Source organism: Streptomyces sp. RK9, from assembly GCF_045070545.1.
Taxonomy (GTDB): Bacteria; Actinomycetota; Actinomycetes; order Streptomycetales; family Streptomycetaceae; genus Streptomyces; species Streptomyces alboflavus.
On record NZ_CP173703.1, the window covers coordinates 1,697,934 to 1,713,027 of the forward strand.

General features: G+C 72.8%; 10 protein-coding genes and 1 tRNA gene. 7 read left to right on the top strand and 4 right to left on the bottom strand.

Annotation, left to right across the window (positions count from 1 at the left end):
• Nucleotides 1–37: 37 nt before the first annotated feature.
• The 4 genes from AB6L24_RS06590 (at nucleotide 38) to AB6L24_RS06605 (ending at nucleotide 5,733) form a co-directional block, all read left to right on the top strand.
• Nucleotides 38–2,221, top strand: a complete 2,184-nt coding sequence (locus AB6L24_RS06590) for an aminotransferase class I/II-fold pyridoxal phosphate-dependent enzyme (RefSeq protein ID WP_405653133.1) — start codon at nucleotides 38–40, stop codon at nucleotides 2,219–2,221.
• Nucleotides 2,218–3,498: a hypothetical protein gene (locus AB6L24_RS06595; RefSeq protein ID WP_405653135.1), complete on the top strand. Its 1,281-nt coding sequence runs from the start codon at nucleotides 2,218–2,220 to the stop codon at nucleotides 3,496–3,498. The genes AB6L24_RS06590 and AB6L24_RS06595 overlap by 4 nt, the downstream gene beginning before the upstream one ends.
• Nucleotides 3,495–4,643 (top strand): hypothetical protein, encoded by a 1,149-nt coding sequence (locus AB6L24_RS06600; protein ID WP_405653138.1) that lies wholly within the window; start codon nucleotides 3,495–3,497, stop codon nucleotides 4,641–4,643. The genes AB6L24_RS06595 and AB6L24_RS06600 overlap by 4 nt, the downstream gene beginning before the upstream one ends.
• Nucleotides 4,644–4,875: 232 nt before the next feature.
• A complete protein-coding gene (locus AB6L24_RS06605; RefSeq protein ID WP_405653140.1) occupies nucleotides 4,876–5,733 on the top strand; it encodes a phytanoyl-CoA dioxygenase family protein in 858 nt (285 codons plus the stop codon).
• Here the strand turns inward: AB6L24_RS06605 and AB6L24_RS06610 are convergent.
• Complete coding sequence (locus tag AB6L24_RS06610; protein ID WP_405653143.1) at nucleotides 5,673–6,728, bottom strand: Gfo/Idh/MocA family protein; 1,056 nt, start codon at nucleotides 6,726–6,728, stop codon at nucleotides 5,673–5,675. The two genes, AB6L24_RS06605 and AB6L24_RS06610, sit on opposite strands and share 61 nt — an antisense overlap.
• Nucleotides 6,729–6,750: 22 nt before the next feature.
• The gene (locus AB6L24_RS06615; protein ID WP_405653145.1) at nucleotides 6,751–7,773 is read right to left on the bottom strand and encodes a zinc-binding dehydrogenase; all 1,023 of its coding nucleotides are present in this window, start codon (nucleotides 7,771–7,773) and stop codon (nucleotides 6,751–6,753) included.
• A gap of 389 nt (nucleotides 7,774–8,162) precedes the next feature.
• On the opposite strand from AB6L24_RS06615, the gene AB6L24_RS06620 reads away from it, so the two are divergent.
• Entirely contained in the window at nucleotides 8,163–9,692 is a 1,530-nt protein-coding gene (locus AB6L24_RS06620) for a glycoside hydrolase family 3 protein (protein WP_405653147.1), read from the top strand.
• A 714-nt stretch (nucleotides 9,693–10,406) separates the two neighbouring features.
• Nucleotides 10,407–11,630 (top strand): cytochrome P450, encoded by a 1,224-nt coding sequence (locus tag AB6L24_RS06625; protein WP_405653149.1) that lies wholly within the window; start codon nucleotides 10,407–10,409, stop codon nucleotides 11,628–11,630.
• Between the two features lie 148 nt (nucleotides 11,631–11,778).
• On the opposite strand, the gene AB6L24_RS06630 is transcribed toward AB6L24_RS06625, so the two are convergent.
• Nucleotides 11,779–11,863 (bottom strand) — tRNA-Leu (locus tag AB6L24_RS06630).
• 148 nt (nucleotides 11,864–12,011) lie between these two features.
• Between AB6L24_RS06630 and AB6L24_RS06635 the strand changes: the two genes are divergently transcribed.
• Nucleotides 12,012–13,346, top strand: coding sequence for a DUF2254 domain-containing protein (locus tag AB6L24_RS06635; protein WP_405653151.1), 1,335 nt, complete (start codon nucleotides 12,012–12,014; stop codon nucleotides 13,344–13,346).
• Nucleotides 13,347–13,415: 69 nt separating this feature from the next.
• Here AB6L24_RS06635 and AB6L24_RS06640 read toward each other — a convergent pair whose 3' ends face one another.
• A complete protein-coding gene (locus tag AB6L24_RS06640; RefSeq protein ID WP_405653154.1) occupies nucleotides 13,416–15,005 on the bottom strand; it encodes an aldehyde dehydrogenase family protein in 1,590 nt (529 codons plus the stop codon).
• Nucleotides 15,006–15,094: the final 89 nt, after the last annotated feature.

Consider the following 15,094-nt stretch of genomic DNA (forward strand, 5'->3'; position numbering starts at 1 on the left):
GCACCCACCCCGCACCCACAGGAGCGTTAGCCCCCGCATGCAGACCACCCACGTGCGCCGACTCCTGAGAGCCGAACCCACGCTGCGCTTCGCCCCCACCCGCACCGACCCCACCGCCCACGCGGCGTGGTCCCGCAGGGTCCGGGCGGTCGTGGAGCGCCTGGCCCGCACCGAGCGCACCCCGCTCGACATCACCGCCGTGGACACCCACGACGAGACCGGCCTGCGGCGCGAGCACCTGACCCTCAACTCCCCGGTGCGCGGCGCCTTCCAGGCCACCCTGCTGGCCCCGGCGGACCGCACCGAGGCCACCCCCGGCCCCGCCGTCCTGGTGTTCGGCGGCAAGAACGCCCGCCTGGAGCACCTCACCGGCGAGCGCCCACCGGACTTCCCCGACCGCAACATCGCCGAGCACCTGGCCCGCGCCGGCTTCGTCACGCTGACCTTCGAGCACGGCATCGGCGGTCTCGACGAGGAGCGCCGCGCGGGCCGCGAGGAGGGCGCACTCCTCGCGCACGCCTTCGCGCTCACGGGCCGCTCCCTGCTGGGCGCGCTCGTCGGCGACACCCTGGGCGCCCTGGACGTCCTCACCGCGCACCCGCTGGTCGACGCCGACCGCGTCGGCCTGTTCGGGCACAGCCTGGGCGCGGCGGTCGCCCTGCACACCGCGCTGCTCACGCCGCGCCCGCTGCCGGTGTGCGCGGCGAGCCACCTCGGCAGCTATCCGGCGCTGTTCGAACGCCTGTTGACCGGGTACGAGGGCGCCGTGCTGCCCGGCATCCTGGAGTACGCCGACCTCGGCGACCTCTACGCCGCCCTCGCCCCGGCCCCGCTGCACCTCCAGTACGGCACCGCCGACTCCTATCTGGAGCCGGCCGACGCCCGCGCCGCCGCGGCCACGGTCCGGGGCGGCTACGCGGCGGCGGACGCCGAGGACCGCCTCGACGTCCACGAACTGCCCATGGGCCACGGCACCCATGTGCGGCACGCGGTCGACTTCTTCACGCGCACCCTGTCGGGGCCCGCCGCCGCTCCGGGCGACATCCCGGCGCAGCGGATCCACTTCGGTGTGGCCGAGCGCCGCGCGGTCCTCGACCGGGTCGACACCGCGCTGGCCTCCGGCCATCTCACACAGGGCCCGGGCCTCGCGCGTTTCGAGGAGCTGTGCCGCGCCTGGACGGGCCGCGAGGGGGTCGCGGTCGCGTCCGGGGCGGCCGCCCTGGAGATCGCTCTGCGCATCGTCGGCGTGGCGGGGCGCACGGTGCTCGTGCCGGTCAACACGTTCTTCGCGACGGCGGCGGCCGCGGTGCGTGCGGGTGCGCGTGTACGGTTCGTCGACATCGAGCTGGACGGCCTCGGCCTCGACCCGGACGCCCTGCGCGCCGCGCTCGACCGCCATCCGGACACGGCGGCCGTCCTGCCGGTGCACATCGGCGGCATCGTCGCGCCGACCCTCGACGACGTGCTCGCGCTGTGCGAACGGCGCGGTGTGGCCGTCGTGGAGGACGCGGCGCACGCGCTGGGCGCGACGCTCGGCGGCCGGTACGCGGGTGCCTTCGGCCGGTTCGGTGCGTTCTCCTTCTTCCCCACGAAGGTCGCGGTGAGCGGTGAGGGCGGCCTGGTGAGCTGCGCGAACGCCGAGGACGCGGAGCAGGTGCGGCGCTGGCGCGACCACGGCAAGAGCGCGCAGGGCTCCACGCTGCACGACCGGCCCGGCGGCAACTGGCGTCTGAGCGAACTGCACGCCGCCGTCGGCACGGTCGACCTGGAGCGGTTCGACGAGACGCTGGCGGCGCGCCGTGACCTCGCCTTCGGCTACGACGAGCTGCTGGCCGACGTGCCCGGCGTGCGCGCCCACACCGTGCCCGCGGCGGCTCACAGCAACTACTACAAGTACCTCGCCTACTTGGACGCGCCCGTGGACCGGGCGCTCCTCAAGAAGCGACTGCGCGAACGGCATGGCGTGTCGCTCGCGGGCGAGGTGTACGACCATCTGCTGTGCGACCAGCCGTACTTCGCGGCAGCAGCGGACTCGGGGGCGGTCGGGGCGGGGACGGAAGCCTCCGGGGCGGCAGCCGAAGTCTCCGATGCGGCGGCCGACGGCCCGTTCGAGCAGGCCCGGTGGTTCGCCCGCCACCACATCGCGCTTCCGCTCTATCCAACGCTCACCCGGGCCGAGCAGTTCCGGGTGGTCGAGGCCCTGCGCGGCGAGCTGTCGTGAGGGGGCCGGACGACGAGGCTCCTGTCCTCTTCGCGTACCGCAGGGGCGACTGGCAGCCGTCCCTCGACACGGCGCCGCTGCCCGGCGCCACGCGCGCACGCCTCGCCCTGGTCCCGCACATCGTCGCCCACTCCGACCGCCGCTGGTGGGACGGCGTCCGCGCGGACCTGCCCCCGCTGTCCGGCCGCCACGAACTCGTCCTGTCCGCGCTGGAGTTGTTCCGGTACGGCACGGTCACCATCGGGGGCATCGGACCGCAGAGCGCGGACGCGTTCCGGGCGGCCCTGTGGGAGAGCGCGGGGCTGCCGGGGCCGCTGGTCGAGCGGTGGGGGGCGATGCTGTACGAGGGGGCGGCGCGCCGCGAGACCGTCGCGCCGGACGACGCGCTCGCCCTGGTGGCGCTGCCCGGCAACACCTTCACCTGCCTGGACTCCGTCCTGGAGCAGGCCGAGCGGTCCGCGTGCGTATGGGTGCGCCCCAGCCGCCGCGAACCGCTGTCCGCGGCCCGGCTGTTGGCTGCGCTCCTGGCCGTCGGCTGGCCACCGGCGCGCCTCGGCCTGTACCCCACCGAGCAGCACACCCTGCACGGCCTCCTCAAGCTCACCGACCGGCATGTCGTGTATGGCGGCGCGGGCCTCGCCGCGTCGGTGCGGGACTCCCCTGTGCTGGCGCTGCACGGGCCCGGGCGGGGCTGCGCACTCGTGCCACCTGGCGCGGGAGCCGGGGCCGCCGGGGCCGCCGACCCACTTGACGCTGTTGACGCTGTTGACGACATGGTGGCTTGGCTGCTGCCGTTGATCGCGGCGGATTCGGGCCGGTTCTGCAGCAACGTTCGCACGGTCGTGTGCGTGGACCACGACCCGGAACCACTGGCCAAGGCACTCGCGGCGGCGCTCGACGCCCTCCACCCCGGCCCCGCCCCCGACCCGGCCGCCCCCCGCTGGCCGCTCACCGCCTTCCGCGACCCCGCCGAGGCCGACCGCGCCGCCGCGTCCGTGCGCGACCGCCTGCGCCCCGGCGACCACCTGCTCACCCGCGAACCGACGGTGGTCACGGGCACCGGTGTCGGCACCCGTACCGGCGGCGACGTCTACGTACGCCCCCAACTGGCCCTGCTCCGGAGCGACCCCACCGCACCGTCCCACCCGCTCATCGGGCACGAGGTCCCCTTCCCCTTCGCCGCCGTACTCGGTGCCACCGCCGACGCCGCGCGTGCCCTCGCCGACGCAGCCCTGTTCGTGTACCGACCGCCGGCGACACCAGGAGGAGCCCCATGACGACCGCGGCACGCCAGGAACACGCCCCGCAGGTCACCTTCGACACCCTGCACGACACGTTGCGCGAGCGCGTGCCCGAGCTGGCCGTCGACCTCGATGTGTGGACGCGCCGCATGATGCGCTGGCACTTCCACCCCGACACGGGCTCCCCGTTCTGGGTCGGACGGCGGGACCGGCTCGGCTTCGACCCGCTCACGGACGTCGACGGCTTCGCGGCGCTGGAGCTGTTCGGGCTCTTCGACAAGGGCGAGCTGCGCGCGGCGAGCGCCCTGGACCTGCGTCCGCGCGGATACCGCGACCGGCCGTTCCGGGTCTTCGAGACGGGCGGCACCACCGGCGCGCCCTGCCGGATCGTGAACGTCACACGCCTCGCGTACGACGTGGAGGTCTACCGGACCGTCCTGGAGGCGCGCGGCGTCGCGGGCGGCGACATCCTCGCGATGACGCCGAGCGGCCCGCACGCCTACGGGCACTTCGTGGAGGGCCTCGCGGACAGCTGGCGGGGCGCCGTGTACGCCATCGACTTCGACCCGCGCTGGGTGAAGGCGTCGCTGCGCGCGGGCGGCGAGGCGGACTCGTACACCTCGCACCTGGTGGAGCAGACCCTGACCCTGCTGGCCGCCGAGCGGCCCGCACTCCTCTTCACCACGTCCCGGCTGCTCCTCGAACTGGCCATGCGGCTGCCGCGTCCCCTGCACACCTACGGCATCCGCGCGGTGTGCACCGGCGGCACCACGTGCAGCGCCGCCGAGGCCGCGTTCCTGCGCCAGGAACACCTGGACGGCGTGCAGTGGATCGACACGTACGGCAACACGCTCGCGGGCCACGCCCTGCAGGCCGACGCGGTGCCGGGCGCGCCCGCGCTGCCCGGCGGCACCGGGCACTCGTACCACCTGCCGCCGCCCTTCGCGGTCCTCCAGGTCGTCGATCCCGCCGACCCCTGGCGCGAGGTGCCCATGGGCGAGCGCGGACGGGTGCGGGTCACCACGCTCCTGGAGGACCTGTTCCTGCCGAACCTCCTGGAGCGCGACAGCGCGATCAGGACGGGCCCCCACCCGTGGTTCCCCTGGGAGGGCGTGGCGGCGGTGCAGGCGTTCCACGACGGTCTGACACCCCCCGGGGAGGCGGTCGAGGGCGTCTACTGACCGGCACTTCCCCCTTGACGACCCGTCAACCCATTGATGCCTCAACTGCACATGGACAGCCGGTCCACCTCTTGACGATCTCGACACCTGTGGACAGCCCAGTCATCTCTTGACGATCCCGTCGCCCCCTCTCACTCCTCTCGCCCCACTTTTCCCTCTTGGCTCCCTTGGCCTTGTCGGCCGACCTACGCACTGGCGACCTGACGACGATCCGCTGACCTAAGGACTCCTCGTGAATCTCTCGTCGAACGGCGTGCCCATACCCTTCTCCCCCGAGTTGTTCGGCCCGCTGCGCGCCACCGATCCGGATCGGATGCCGGACCCCGCCGCCCTGCGGACGCGGCTGCACGCGGACGGATATCTGTATCTGCCGGACTTCCTCGACCGTGAGCAGGTGCTGCGGCTGCGCGCCAGGTACTTCTCCCAACTGCCCGCGGGCTATCTCGCGCCGGGCACCAGCGCGCGCGAGGGGGTGTTCTCCGGGCGGGTGCCCGACGGGCTCCCCGAGCACGGTGTGGCGGGGCATCCCGCGCACGCGTTCGTCCGCTCGGAGACCTTCGACCGGTTCCTCGACGACCCCCGGCTGCGCAAGCTGGCGGCCGATCTGCTCGACGGCGACGCCCGGATGCTGCCGCGCCGCATCCTGCGCCATTTCCACCGCGGCGTGCGCCGGGCCTCACGCGCCCACGTCGACTTCGACTACATGGACGAGGGTTCGCCGCAGGTCGTCACGACCTGGATCCCGGTCGGCGACTGCCCGCCCCAATCGGGCGCGCTGGTCTACCTGGAGGGTTCGCACGCGCTGCCGCCCGAGGCGTACGAGCCGTTGCGGGACACCACGGACCGGCCGGGCGACCGCCGGCAGATCTGTCACGACCTGGAGTTCACCGCGCGCAGCCTGGGCCGCCGCTGGCTGTGGACGGACTTCGCGGCGGGCGACGTCATGGTGCATCTGCCGCACATCATCCACGCCTCGCTGGACGCGACGACGGACGCGATGCGGCTGTCCATCGACACGCGTTTCATCCGTCAGTCGGACACGCCGGACCCGCGGTGGCTGCGGGCCTGGTCGGCGGACGACGGCGCCTGAGCCCCGCTTCGGCCCACGCTCGGGCCGTCGGCGGGAAGCGGCAGCCGGACGGAGCCGCCTCCCGCCGCGTCGGAGTGTTCGGCGGCCACGAGGACCTCGTCGACCAGGCGGGCCTGCGCGAAGGGGCACACCGGTGGCCGCCCGGCCGCGACGGCGGCGACGAAGTCGGCGATGAGCGGCTGATGGGGGTTCGGGGCGGGCGGCAGGGTCAACTGCTGCTCTCCCCCGGCGCCGTGGCGGCGCAGACGGCCCGAGTCCAGCGGGTCGAGGGTGAGCGTCCGCCCGCGGCCGCTCACCTCGAAGCGGTCCTCGGGCGGCTCCCCGCTCCACTCCGCGCGCACCAGCGCCCGCGTCCCCGAGGCCCACCGCAACTCCACATCGGCCAGCCGCTCGGCGCCCTCCGGGAACCGGCGGCCGAGACGGGCCCGCACCTCCTCAGGGCGTCCGAACAGCAGGTGGAGCAGGTCGAGCCGATGGCTCCCGGCGTCGGCGAGCACCCCGCCGCCGGACAGGGCCGGGTCGGTCCGCCACCGCATCGGATGCCCGGGCCCGGGGTCGAACGCGCACCGGAACCGCACCTCGACCCGTTCCGGCGTCCACCCGCACAGTTCCTCACGCAGGCGGCGCACGGCGGGGGCGAGCCTGCGGTAGTACGCGACACCCGCACACGGCAGGCCGTCGACACCCACCCCGGCACCCACCCCCAGCCCACCGGCCAACGGCTTCTCCACGAGTACGGGGAGACCGGCCCTCAACACCTGCACAGCCAGCGGTACATGGTGGACAACAGGAGTGGCGACGTACACGGCGTCCACGTCCCGGATCAACATGTCCACATCGGCGCCGCCGACCGGCACCCCGTGGCGCTCCGCGACACGGGCGGCCCGCTCGCCGTCACGGCCCCAGAGACGCACCGGCTCCTCCCCGAGCGCCCGGAGCGCGGGCAGCACCCGCCGCTCCACGACGTCGCCGTACCCGGCGACCCCCCATCTCACCGGGCCCGCCCCCGCGCGCGGTTCACGGCACGATCGCCACCTTCAGCGTCTCGGGCGGCGGCCCGTCGAAGGGGGCACGGTCCGCGTCCGGGTAGAGGGACCTGCTGGCGGACAGCTGCTCCATGGCCTTGGGGAGTTCGTCGAGGGCGTAGGTGTGGGTGTGCAGGTCGGGCAGGCGCAGCGTCTCGTGGCCGTGGCGCAGGAGGCGTTCGGCGACGGCGAGGGCGTCGGCGCGCGCGGTGTCCACGGGTTCGGCGGAGCTGTGCACGCGCAGGCCCTTGCGCTCCCAGGTCACGAGGTCGACGGTGACGTGGGTGTCCACGTGGTGCGTGCCGAGCATGACGACCAGGCCGTTCTGGCGCACGAGGCCGACACAGGCGTTGAGGGTGGTGGGGGTGCCCACGGCGTCGATGGCGACGTCGAACTCCTCCCCGCGGGCTGCGAAGTCCTCGCCGATGGCGGCCAGTCGGTCGGAGCCGCCGTCGACCCGGTGCACCGCGTCGGCGCCCGCGAGCCGGGACCGCTCGAGGCGCCAGTCGTCGAGGTCGGCGACGGCGACGTGCGCCGCGCCGCGCCGGACGGCCATGCGCAGTGCCATCTGGCCGACGGGACCCTGGCCGATTACGGCGACCCGGTCGCCGAGTCGGATACCGCGGGTGGCGTGCACGGCGAGCGGCAGGAGCTGAAGGATGGAGCCCTGTTCGAAGGGGATGCCGTCGGGGAGCGCGCCGACGGCGATCTCGCGCGCGAGGGCGTACTCGGCGTACCCGCTCGTCAGTGGTGTGCGCACGAAGACGCGCTGCCCGGTCGTGACGCGGGTGACGCCGGGTCCTGTCGCCTCGACGACGCCGGCGATCTCGTGGCCGTAGCAGCCGGTCGCGCAGTGCTCTCTGAGCCCGTAGTAGTGGTAGTAGGCGAGGTCGCTGCGGTTGCAGACGCTGCACGACCGCACCCGCACCAGGACCTGGCCGGGTCCGGGCTCGGGCACCGGGGCGTCGGTGACCAGCCTGATGTCCCGCCTGCCGACGAGTTCGTACCGTCGCACGGTGTGCCTCCTTCGCCCGTGGCCCTGGCCGGGCCGTGCCGCCGCCGCGGGAACGGCAGTTCGGGCCGTCCCGCTCCTGCGCATTCCACCGCGCGGGACGGCGTCCTACAAGGTGGCCTCCGGTGGCCGACGGGGCGGCCTGGCCTGATCGGTCCGCGCCCGGACCCCACGCGGCCCACCCGGCTCCGCACCCTCAAAACGCCTCTTCCATCTGCCGGTTCACCTTCCGTTTCCTGCAGGTTCGCACTCCTTGACAGCTCCAATTGGCCTGAGCCAACATCCGATTGGCCTGTACCAAGTCGCCCGGCGCCCGACCAGCGCCAACGGCGCGCTCTCGTCCACCGGCCGGCCGCCGCCCGGTCAGCCATCCGCCCACCGGAGGTCCCGGCATGGTTTCGAGCAGTCACCCGAACCTGGAGCAGCTCGCCAACTCCGTCCTGCAGCCGGGATTCGTGGGCACCACCGAGGCCCCGGACTGGCTGCGCCGCCGGATCGCCGACGGGCTCGGCGCCGTGGTGCTGTTCGGCCGCAACATCGTCGAGCCCGGGCAGGTCGCCGAGCTCACCGCGTCGCTGCGCGCCGAGAACCCCGACCTGATCGTCGCCATCGACGAGGAGGCGGGCGACGTCACGCGCATGGAGGCGTGGACGGGCGCCTCACGCCCGGGCAACCTCGCGCTCGGCGCCGTCGACGACGTCGACCTCACCGAGAGCGTCGCCCACGACATCGGCCGGGAACTCCACGCGGCGGGTGTCTCGTTGAACTACGCACCGAGCGCCGACGTGAACTCCAACCCCCTGAACCCCGTCATCGGCGTCCGCTCCTTCGGTGCCCGCAGCGATGTCGTCTCCCGCCACACCGCCGCCTGGATCCGCGGTCTGCAGGCGGCCGGTGTCGCCGCGTGCGCCAAGCACTTCCCGGGCCACGGCGACACCTCCGTCGACCCGCACTTCGGCCTGCCGCAGGTCCGGGGCACCGCCGCGGAGATCGCCCGCACCGCCCTGCCGCCGTTCATCGCCGCGACGGAGGCGGGCGTGCGCGCCATCATGACGGCCCATCTGGTCGTGCCCGCCTACGACCCCGGGCTGCCCGCGACGCTCAGCCCCCGCATCCTGAACGACCTGCTGCGCGGCGAGCTCGGCTTCGACGGCATGGTGGTCACGGACGGCATCGAGATGGGCGCGGTCACCGACCGGTACGGCATCGACGGGGCGACGGTCCGCGCCCTCGCGGGCGGCGTGGACGCGGTGTGCGTGGGCGGCGACAGCGCCGAGCAGTCCACGGTCGAGCTGCTCGCCGGGGCGCTCGTCAAGGCCGTGCTCGACGGGCGGCTGCCCGAGGAGCGGCTCACGGAGGCGAGCGGGCGGGTTCGGGCGTTCGCCGCCTGGTCGGGCGAGCGGTCACGGGCGGTGGCCCGGGCGGGCGACCGCTCGGACATCGGTCTCGTCGCGGCGCGGCGCGCGGTGCGGGTGCACCGCCGCGCCGACGGGTCAAAGTCCCCTCTTCCGCTCGCCGCGGCGCCGCATGTCGTGGAGCTGTCGCCGGTGATGAACCCGGCCGTCGACGGCGGCACCCCCTGGGGCGTCGCCGACCCGCTGCGCGACCTGCGCCCCGACACCACGTCCGTGCGCCTCACCCAGTCCGAACTCGACGGCCACGACGGCACGGACGAGGTCCTTGACCGCGCGGCCCTTACCCCCGCGGACGGGCGCGCCCTGGTGGTCGTCGTGCGCGACGCGGCCCGCCACCGGTGGATGTCGGACACCCTGACCCGGCTGCTGCGCACCCGCCCGGACGCGCTGGTCGTGGAGATGGGCGTGCCGACGGGCGCCACGCTCGGCGCCGTACACATGATCACCCACGGCGCGACCCGGGCGTCGGGCATCGCGGTGGCCGAGATGCTCGCGGGCCGTGCGTGACACTCTCGCGGGCCGCGCCTGACAATACGGCCCTCACGGCAGGTTCTGCGTAAATTCGCACACCACGCTGATCTCGCCCGGAGCGGGCCTCAAACATTCCCGCCGAACTTCCGCGATAAGATTCCGTCAAGAGCAATGAGGGCCTTATTCAGAGGCGTCCCGGCGACCGGACAGCTCTTTACGGATCCTTAACGGGCAAGGTCAATAAGACCGTGAATCGGGTGCGTATTAGGAACGCGTTAGAAATTCTGACGCCACCACCGTAAGCAACGCACCGTCCCGACCTCGTGGCGCGGTCCTTGAAAGAGGGCATTGCCCCCTTCGCCCTGCGACGTCAACCGCGATTTCACCCTTGTCCGGCCTGCGCCGCACAAGGAGACAACCTCTCCGCACGGCACCGCGTCCTCATCCCGGCCCTCCGGCCAAACCGCCCCCGTGGGCCTCCAGTTACCGGGCCCGCGGAACCGGAACCGGCCCCTGGATATTCGTCTCCGCGCTGCTATGTTCTCGTTCTACATTGATCGCCCCGAGAGGAAGTCGACGGCGAACCGGTCGCCGTGCACACATACTCTCGGCCGCGAGTCGGCGGCTGTCCGGTTGATATCAACCAGAGGCTCGTCTGCACCTTCGCGCCAAAACCCCGCCGGTCCGGCCCGGACGCAACCGCACCCGCCAGGGCGGGGTTTTCCGCAGACCTAAGGAGATAGATTCATCGTGTCGGAGCAACTCGTCAGCCTGGCGCCCGAAACCATTAGCGACCCGACGAAATACGCGGATCTGCGCGAGAAAGGTCCGCTCGTCCATGTCTCCCTGCCCGGCCTGGAGACCCCGGTCTGGCTGGTCACGGGTTACGAGGACGCCAAGGACGCCCTGACCGACCCGCGTTTCGTGCGTGACGCCACCAAGCTGGCCGGCCAGGAGGGCCCCAGCATCGCGGACCAGATGATCGCGGCCTACGGCCTTCCCGCCGAGTACGCGCAGTACCTGGGCATCCTCGTGCTCTCCGACGGCGACGAGCACGCCCGGGTCCGCAACCTGCTCGTCCGCTCCTTCACGGCCCGCCGCGTCAACGCGCTGCGCCCGCAGCTGGAGCAGGTCACCGAGGCCATCTACGAGGGCCTCAAGGCCAAGGGCGAGGCCGACCTCGTCAGCGAGCTGGGCTACGCCATCGCCGCCACGGCCATCTGTGAGCTGATGGGCGTGGAGGCAGAGGACCAGCCGACCGTCCAGGGCTTCATCCAGGGCTACGCCTCCGGTGACCCGGAGCACTTCATCCCCGCCATCCAGGGCATCGTCGAGTACTGCAAGGCGCTGATCGAGAAGCGCCGCGCCGAGCCCGGCGAGGACCTGGTCTCCGGCCTGCTGCAGGACGAGGGCGACGACAAGCTCACCGAGACCGAGATCATCGCGGTCTTCCTGCTCCTGATCAACACGGGTATCGCACCGCCCGCGCACTTCCTGAGCGAGGCCGTGCTGGCGCTGTTCGACCACCCGGAGGAGCTGGCCAAGCTGCGCGCGCAGCCGGAGCTGCTCGCCACCACGGCCGTTCCCGAGCTGCTGCGCTTCGCCAGCGCCGTGCCCATGGGCGCGCCGCTGTACGCGACCGAGGACCTGGAGTTCAAGGGCTGCCCGATCAAGCAGGGCGAGGTCGTCAACGCCTCGCTGCTCGGCGCCAACCACGACCCGGCCGAGTACAGCGAGCCCACCAAGCTCGACATCTCCCGCAAGCTCGGCGCCGGCGTGGGCCACATCGCCCTCGGCCACGGCCCGCACTACTGCATCGGCGCCTCGCTCGCGAAGCTGGAGACGGAGATCGTCCTCAACCAGCTCCTGCTCAAGCACGAGGGCCTGCGGCTCGCGGTGGACCGCAAGGACCTGCAGTACGCGCCGGTCCCCGGGGAGGGCATGCACCTCACCAGCCTGCCGGTGAAGTTCTGACGGTCTGAGGCACGCCCGACGGCGGCCGGCCGTCGAATGTTCCGGCACCTCCCGGGGGAGGGCTCCCAGCGGGCCCTCCCCCTCGGCGAGCGGGCGGTCCGCAAACGCAGACATCCCCTGCGGGAGAACCCGCAGGGGATGTTGTCTGTGTCCGAGGGGGGACTTGAACCCCCACGCCCGATAAAGGGCACTAGCACCTCAAGCTAGCGCGTCTGCCATTCCGCCACCCGGACTAGGTGTCTGTCGCTCCGGGGTGTTTCCCTCGGCGACGAAGACAACAATACCAAGGTTTCGGAGTGCCTTTCACCTGCGTATCCGTGACCTACGCCGGGTGGCCGCGCAACACGCGGCACGGTCCGCGAGCACGCCTAAGGTTTCACCATGAGTGACGGTTTGCTTACCCATTCTCCGGGTGAGGGGCGGGTCCGGCGGCCCCGGGTCCTCTCGCCGCTGCGCGAGCATCTGCGGGACACGATGTGGTTCGCGCCCACGGTGGGGCTCGTCGGCTCCCTGTTGCTGTGGTGGGCGGCCGCGGAGGTGGACGCGGAGCTGGTGCGCCTCCTCCAGGACGACGAGGAGTACGACACCCTCAAGGACCTGAACCAGCTCGCCGAGGACGCCAAGGCGGTCATCAGCACCATCAGCTCGGCGATGATGACCTTCATCGGTGTCGTCTTCAGCATCTCGCTGGTGGCCGTGCAGATGGCCAGCGGCCAGTTCAGTCCCCGGGTGGTGCGGCTCTACGTCCGCTCCCGGATCACCAAGGTCACCCTGACGGTCTTCCTCGCGACGTTCCTGTTCTCCCTGCTGACGCTGACGTCCTTCGACAGCGAGCAGGATCCGCGTCTGGTGACGAGCGTGCCCTTGATCGAGGGCCTGCTCGCGGTCCTCATGGTGCTGCTGAGCCTGCTCCTGTTCATCGCCTACGTGAACGGCACGCTGCGCATGATGCGCATCGGCTTCGTGATCGACCGGATCGCGCGCGAGGCGTTCCGGGTGGCCGTGCGGCATCCGACCGAGGGTGAGCTCGACGACGACCGTCTCGGGCCCGAGACGGCCCGGATCACCCATGACGGCCGGGCCGGGGTGCTGCGGGACGTGCACATCGCACGGGTGGTGCGGGCCGCGCGGCGCCAGGGGGTCGTGCTGCGGCTGCTGCCGCGCATCGGGGACTTCATGGTGCCGGGCACTCCGGTGTTCGCGGTGTACGGCGGCCCCGCTCCCGGTCGCCGCGCGTTGCGTTACGCGGTGTCGGTCGGGGTGGAGCGGACCTTCCACCAGGACCTCGGCTTCGGGCTCCGGCAGCTGTCCGACATCGCCCTGCGGGCCCTGTCCCCTGCGGTGAACGACCCGACGACCGCCGTGCAGGCCCTGGACCGGATCGTGCAGTTCCTGGCGTCGGTCGCCCGCTACCCGCTGGGCGCGCTGCCCCATCGCGACCGGCGCGGGACGGTGCGGCTCGTCCAGCCGGTGCCCGACTGGCAGGACCTGGTGGACCTCGGGCTCACCGAGATCCGTGGCTGCGCGGCCGGGCATCCCCAGGTCACCCGGCGCATGCTGGCCGGGATCGACGATCTGCTCCTGCTCGCGCCCGACGGCCGCAGGGCACCGCTCCTACGGCACCGGGCGCTCCTGGAGCAGGCGGTGGAGCGACTGGTGCCGGAGGCAGCGGACCGCGACTTCGCGCTGCTGCCGGACCGGCAGGGCATCGGCTAGCGGACGGCCCGCCCCCGTACCGATGCGGTGGGGGTACGGCAGGGCACCCGCCGCACCCCCACCCCCGGCTCAGGCCATCAGGTGATAGCTGGGGAAGTTCCCCGGCGCCCGCTCCCCCTCCGTCCCTTGCGTGACGGCCCGCACCAGCAGTTCCCCGCCGACGAACGCGCCGCGCCAGGACGCGCCGAAGCCCCCGAACAGCTCATCGCGGTCCCCGCGGGAGCGGGGCTTGCCCCGGCCGGTCTTGAACGCCCGGATCTGCGGCGCCAGCCGGTCGAACGTCTCCGGGTCGTCGGTGGACAGCGTGGCGACCAGCGCGCCGTTGGAGGCGTTCATGGCGGCGAGCAGCTCCGCCTCGGTGTCGACGAGCACGATCGTGTCGACGGGCCCGAACGGCTCCGCGTGGTGCAGCGGGGACGACGGCGGTGGTGCGAGCAGGGTGACCGGCTGCACGTACGCGGACGTGTCCTGGCCGGGCAGGAAGAGGTCCGCGTCGGTGGCCCCTCGGTACAGCGGCACAGCGCCGCGGTCGACGGCTTCCGCGACCTGGTCGGTCAGCTCCTTGGCCTTGGCCGCGTTGATCAGTGGGCCGAAGTCCAGGTGCGGGAACGGGTCGTCGGGCCCGGCGACGGCGAGCGGGTGGCCGACGCGCACGGTCCGCACGGCGGGCAGGTACGCGGCCAGGAAGGAGTCGAACAGCTCGCGCTGGACGACGAAGCGGGGGTAGGCCGTGCAGCGCTGCTTGCCGTAGTCGAAGAGCTTGGGGATCACCGCGCCGAGTGCGTCCCAGTCGCTGTAGTTCCAGATGCCCCAGGTGTTCAGTCCCTCCTGTTCGAGGATGTGTCGTTTGCCGAGGTCGGCCACGGCCGTGGCGACCGCGGCGCCCGTGTCCCGGCCGCCGACGAAGGAGACGCAGCCGATCTCGGGGGCGCGCACGAGTGCTTCGGACAGCTCACCGCCGCTGCCGCTGACGAGTGTGACGGGAATCCCTTCGCGGGCGGCGAGGGCGCACGCCAAGGTGAGACAGGAGACGCCGCCGTCGGTCGGGGTCTTGGCGATGACCGCGTTGCCTGCCAGTGCCTGTACCAGCATGGCGTGAACGAGCACGCTCATCGGATAGTTCCAGCTCGCGATGTTCGAGACGGGCCCGTCCAGCGGGGACCTGCCCTCGACCATCGGCTCGATGCCGTCGACGTACCAGCGGACGCCGTCGATGGCCCGGTCCACGTCGGCCTGTGCGAGTCGCCAGGGCTTGCCGATCTCCCAGACGAGCAACAGGGCCAGGAGTTCCCGGTGTTCGGTGAGGCTGTCGAGGGTGGCGGCGACGCGGGCGCGGCGCTCGGGCAGCGGGACGTGGCGCCAGGCCCGGTGCTGGTCGAGCGAGGCGCGCACGGCCCTGCGGGCGGCGTCCGCGTCGAGTCGGGGCGGGCCCGCGATGGGGCTCGCGTCGACGGGGCTGGTGGCGGGCAGGGGGCGGCCATCGGGGCGCCAGCCGCCGTGCCACAGATTCAGCACGCGGTCGTCCCTGAAGGCCTCGGGGGCGACGGTGAGGCAGCGCTCCCAGGCGTCGGCCCAGGCCGTTCCTGCCTTGAGGACGCGAGGAGTGCGGGGGTCGTCGGGGAGGGAGGAGGTGTCGAGGGTGGGTGTCGTGGGTGCCATTCGGTTCTCTCCGCTCACGGTGCACAGTCGGGGCGGGGTGCATGGCTGCGCGTACGGGACGGCGGTGGCCGCGGTCTTCGTACGTCGCT

Coding starts and splice junctions, on each gene's coding strand:
- AB6L24_RS06635 (WP_405653151.1), top strand. CDS start 12,012: ATGAGTGACGGTTTGCTTACCCATTCTCCGGGTGAGGGGCGGGTCCGG.
- AB6L24_RS06590 (WP_405653133.1), top strand. CDS start 38: ATGCAGACCACCCACGTGCGCCGACTCCTGAGAGCCGAACCCACGCTG.
- AB6L24_RS06600 (WP_405653138.1), top strand. CDS start 3,495: ATGACGACCGCGGCACGCCAGGAACACGCCCCGCAGGTCACCTTCGAC.
- AB6L24_RS06640 (WP_405653154.1), bottom strand. CDS start 15,005: ATGGCACCCACGACACCCACCCTCGACACCTCCTCCCTCCCCGACGAC.
- AB6L24_RS06620 (WP_405653147.1), top strand. CDS start 8,163: ATGGTTTCGAGCAGTCACCCGAACCTGGAGCAGCTCGCCAACTCCGTC.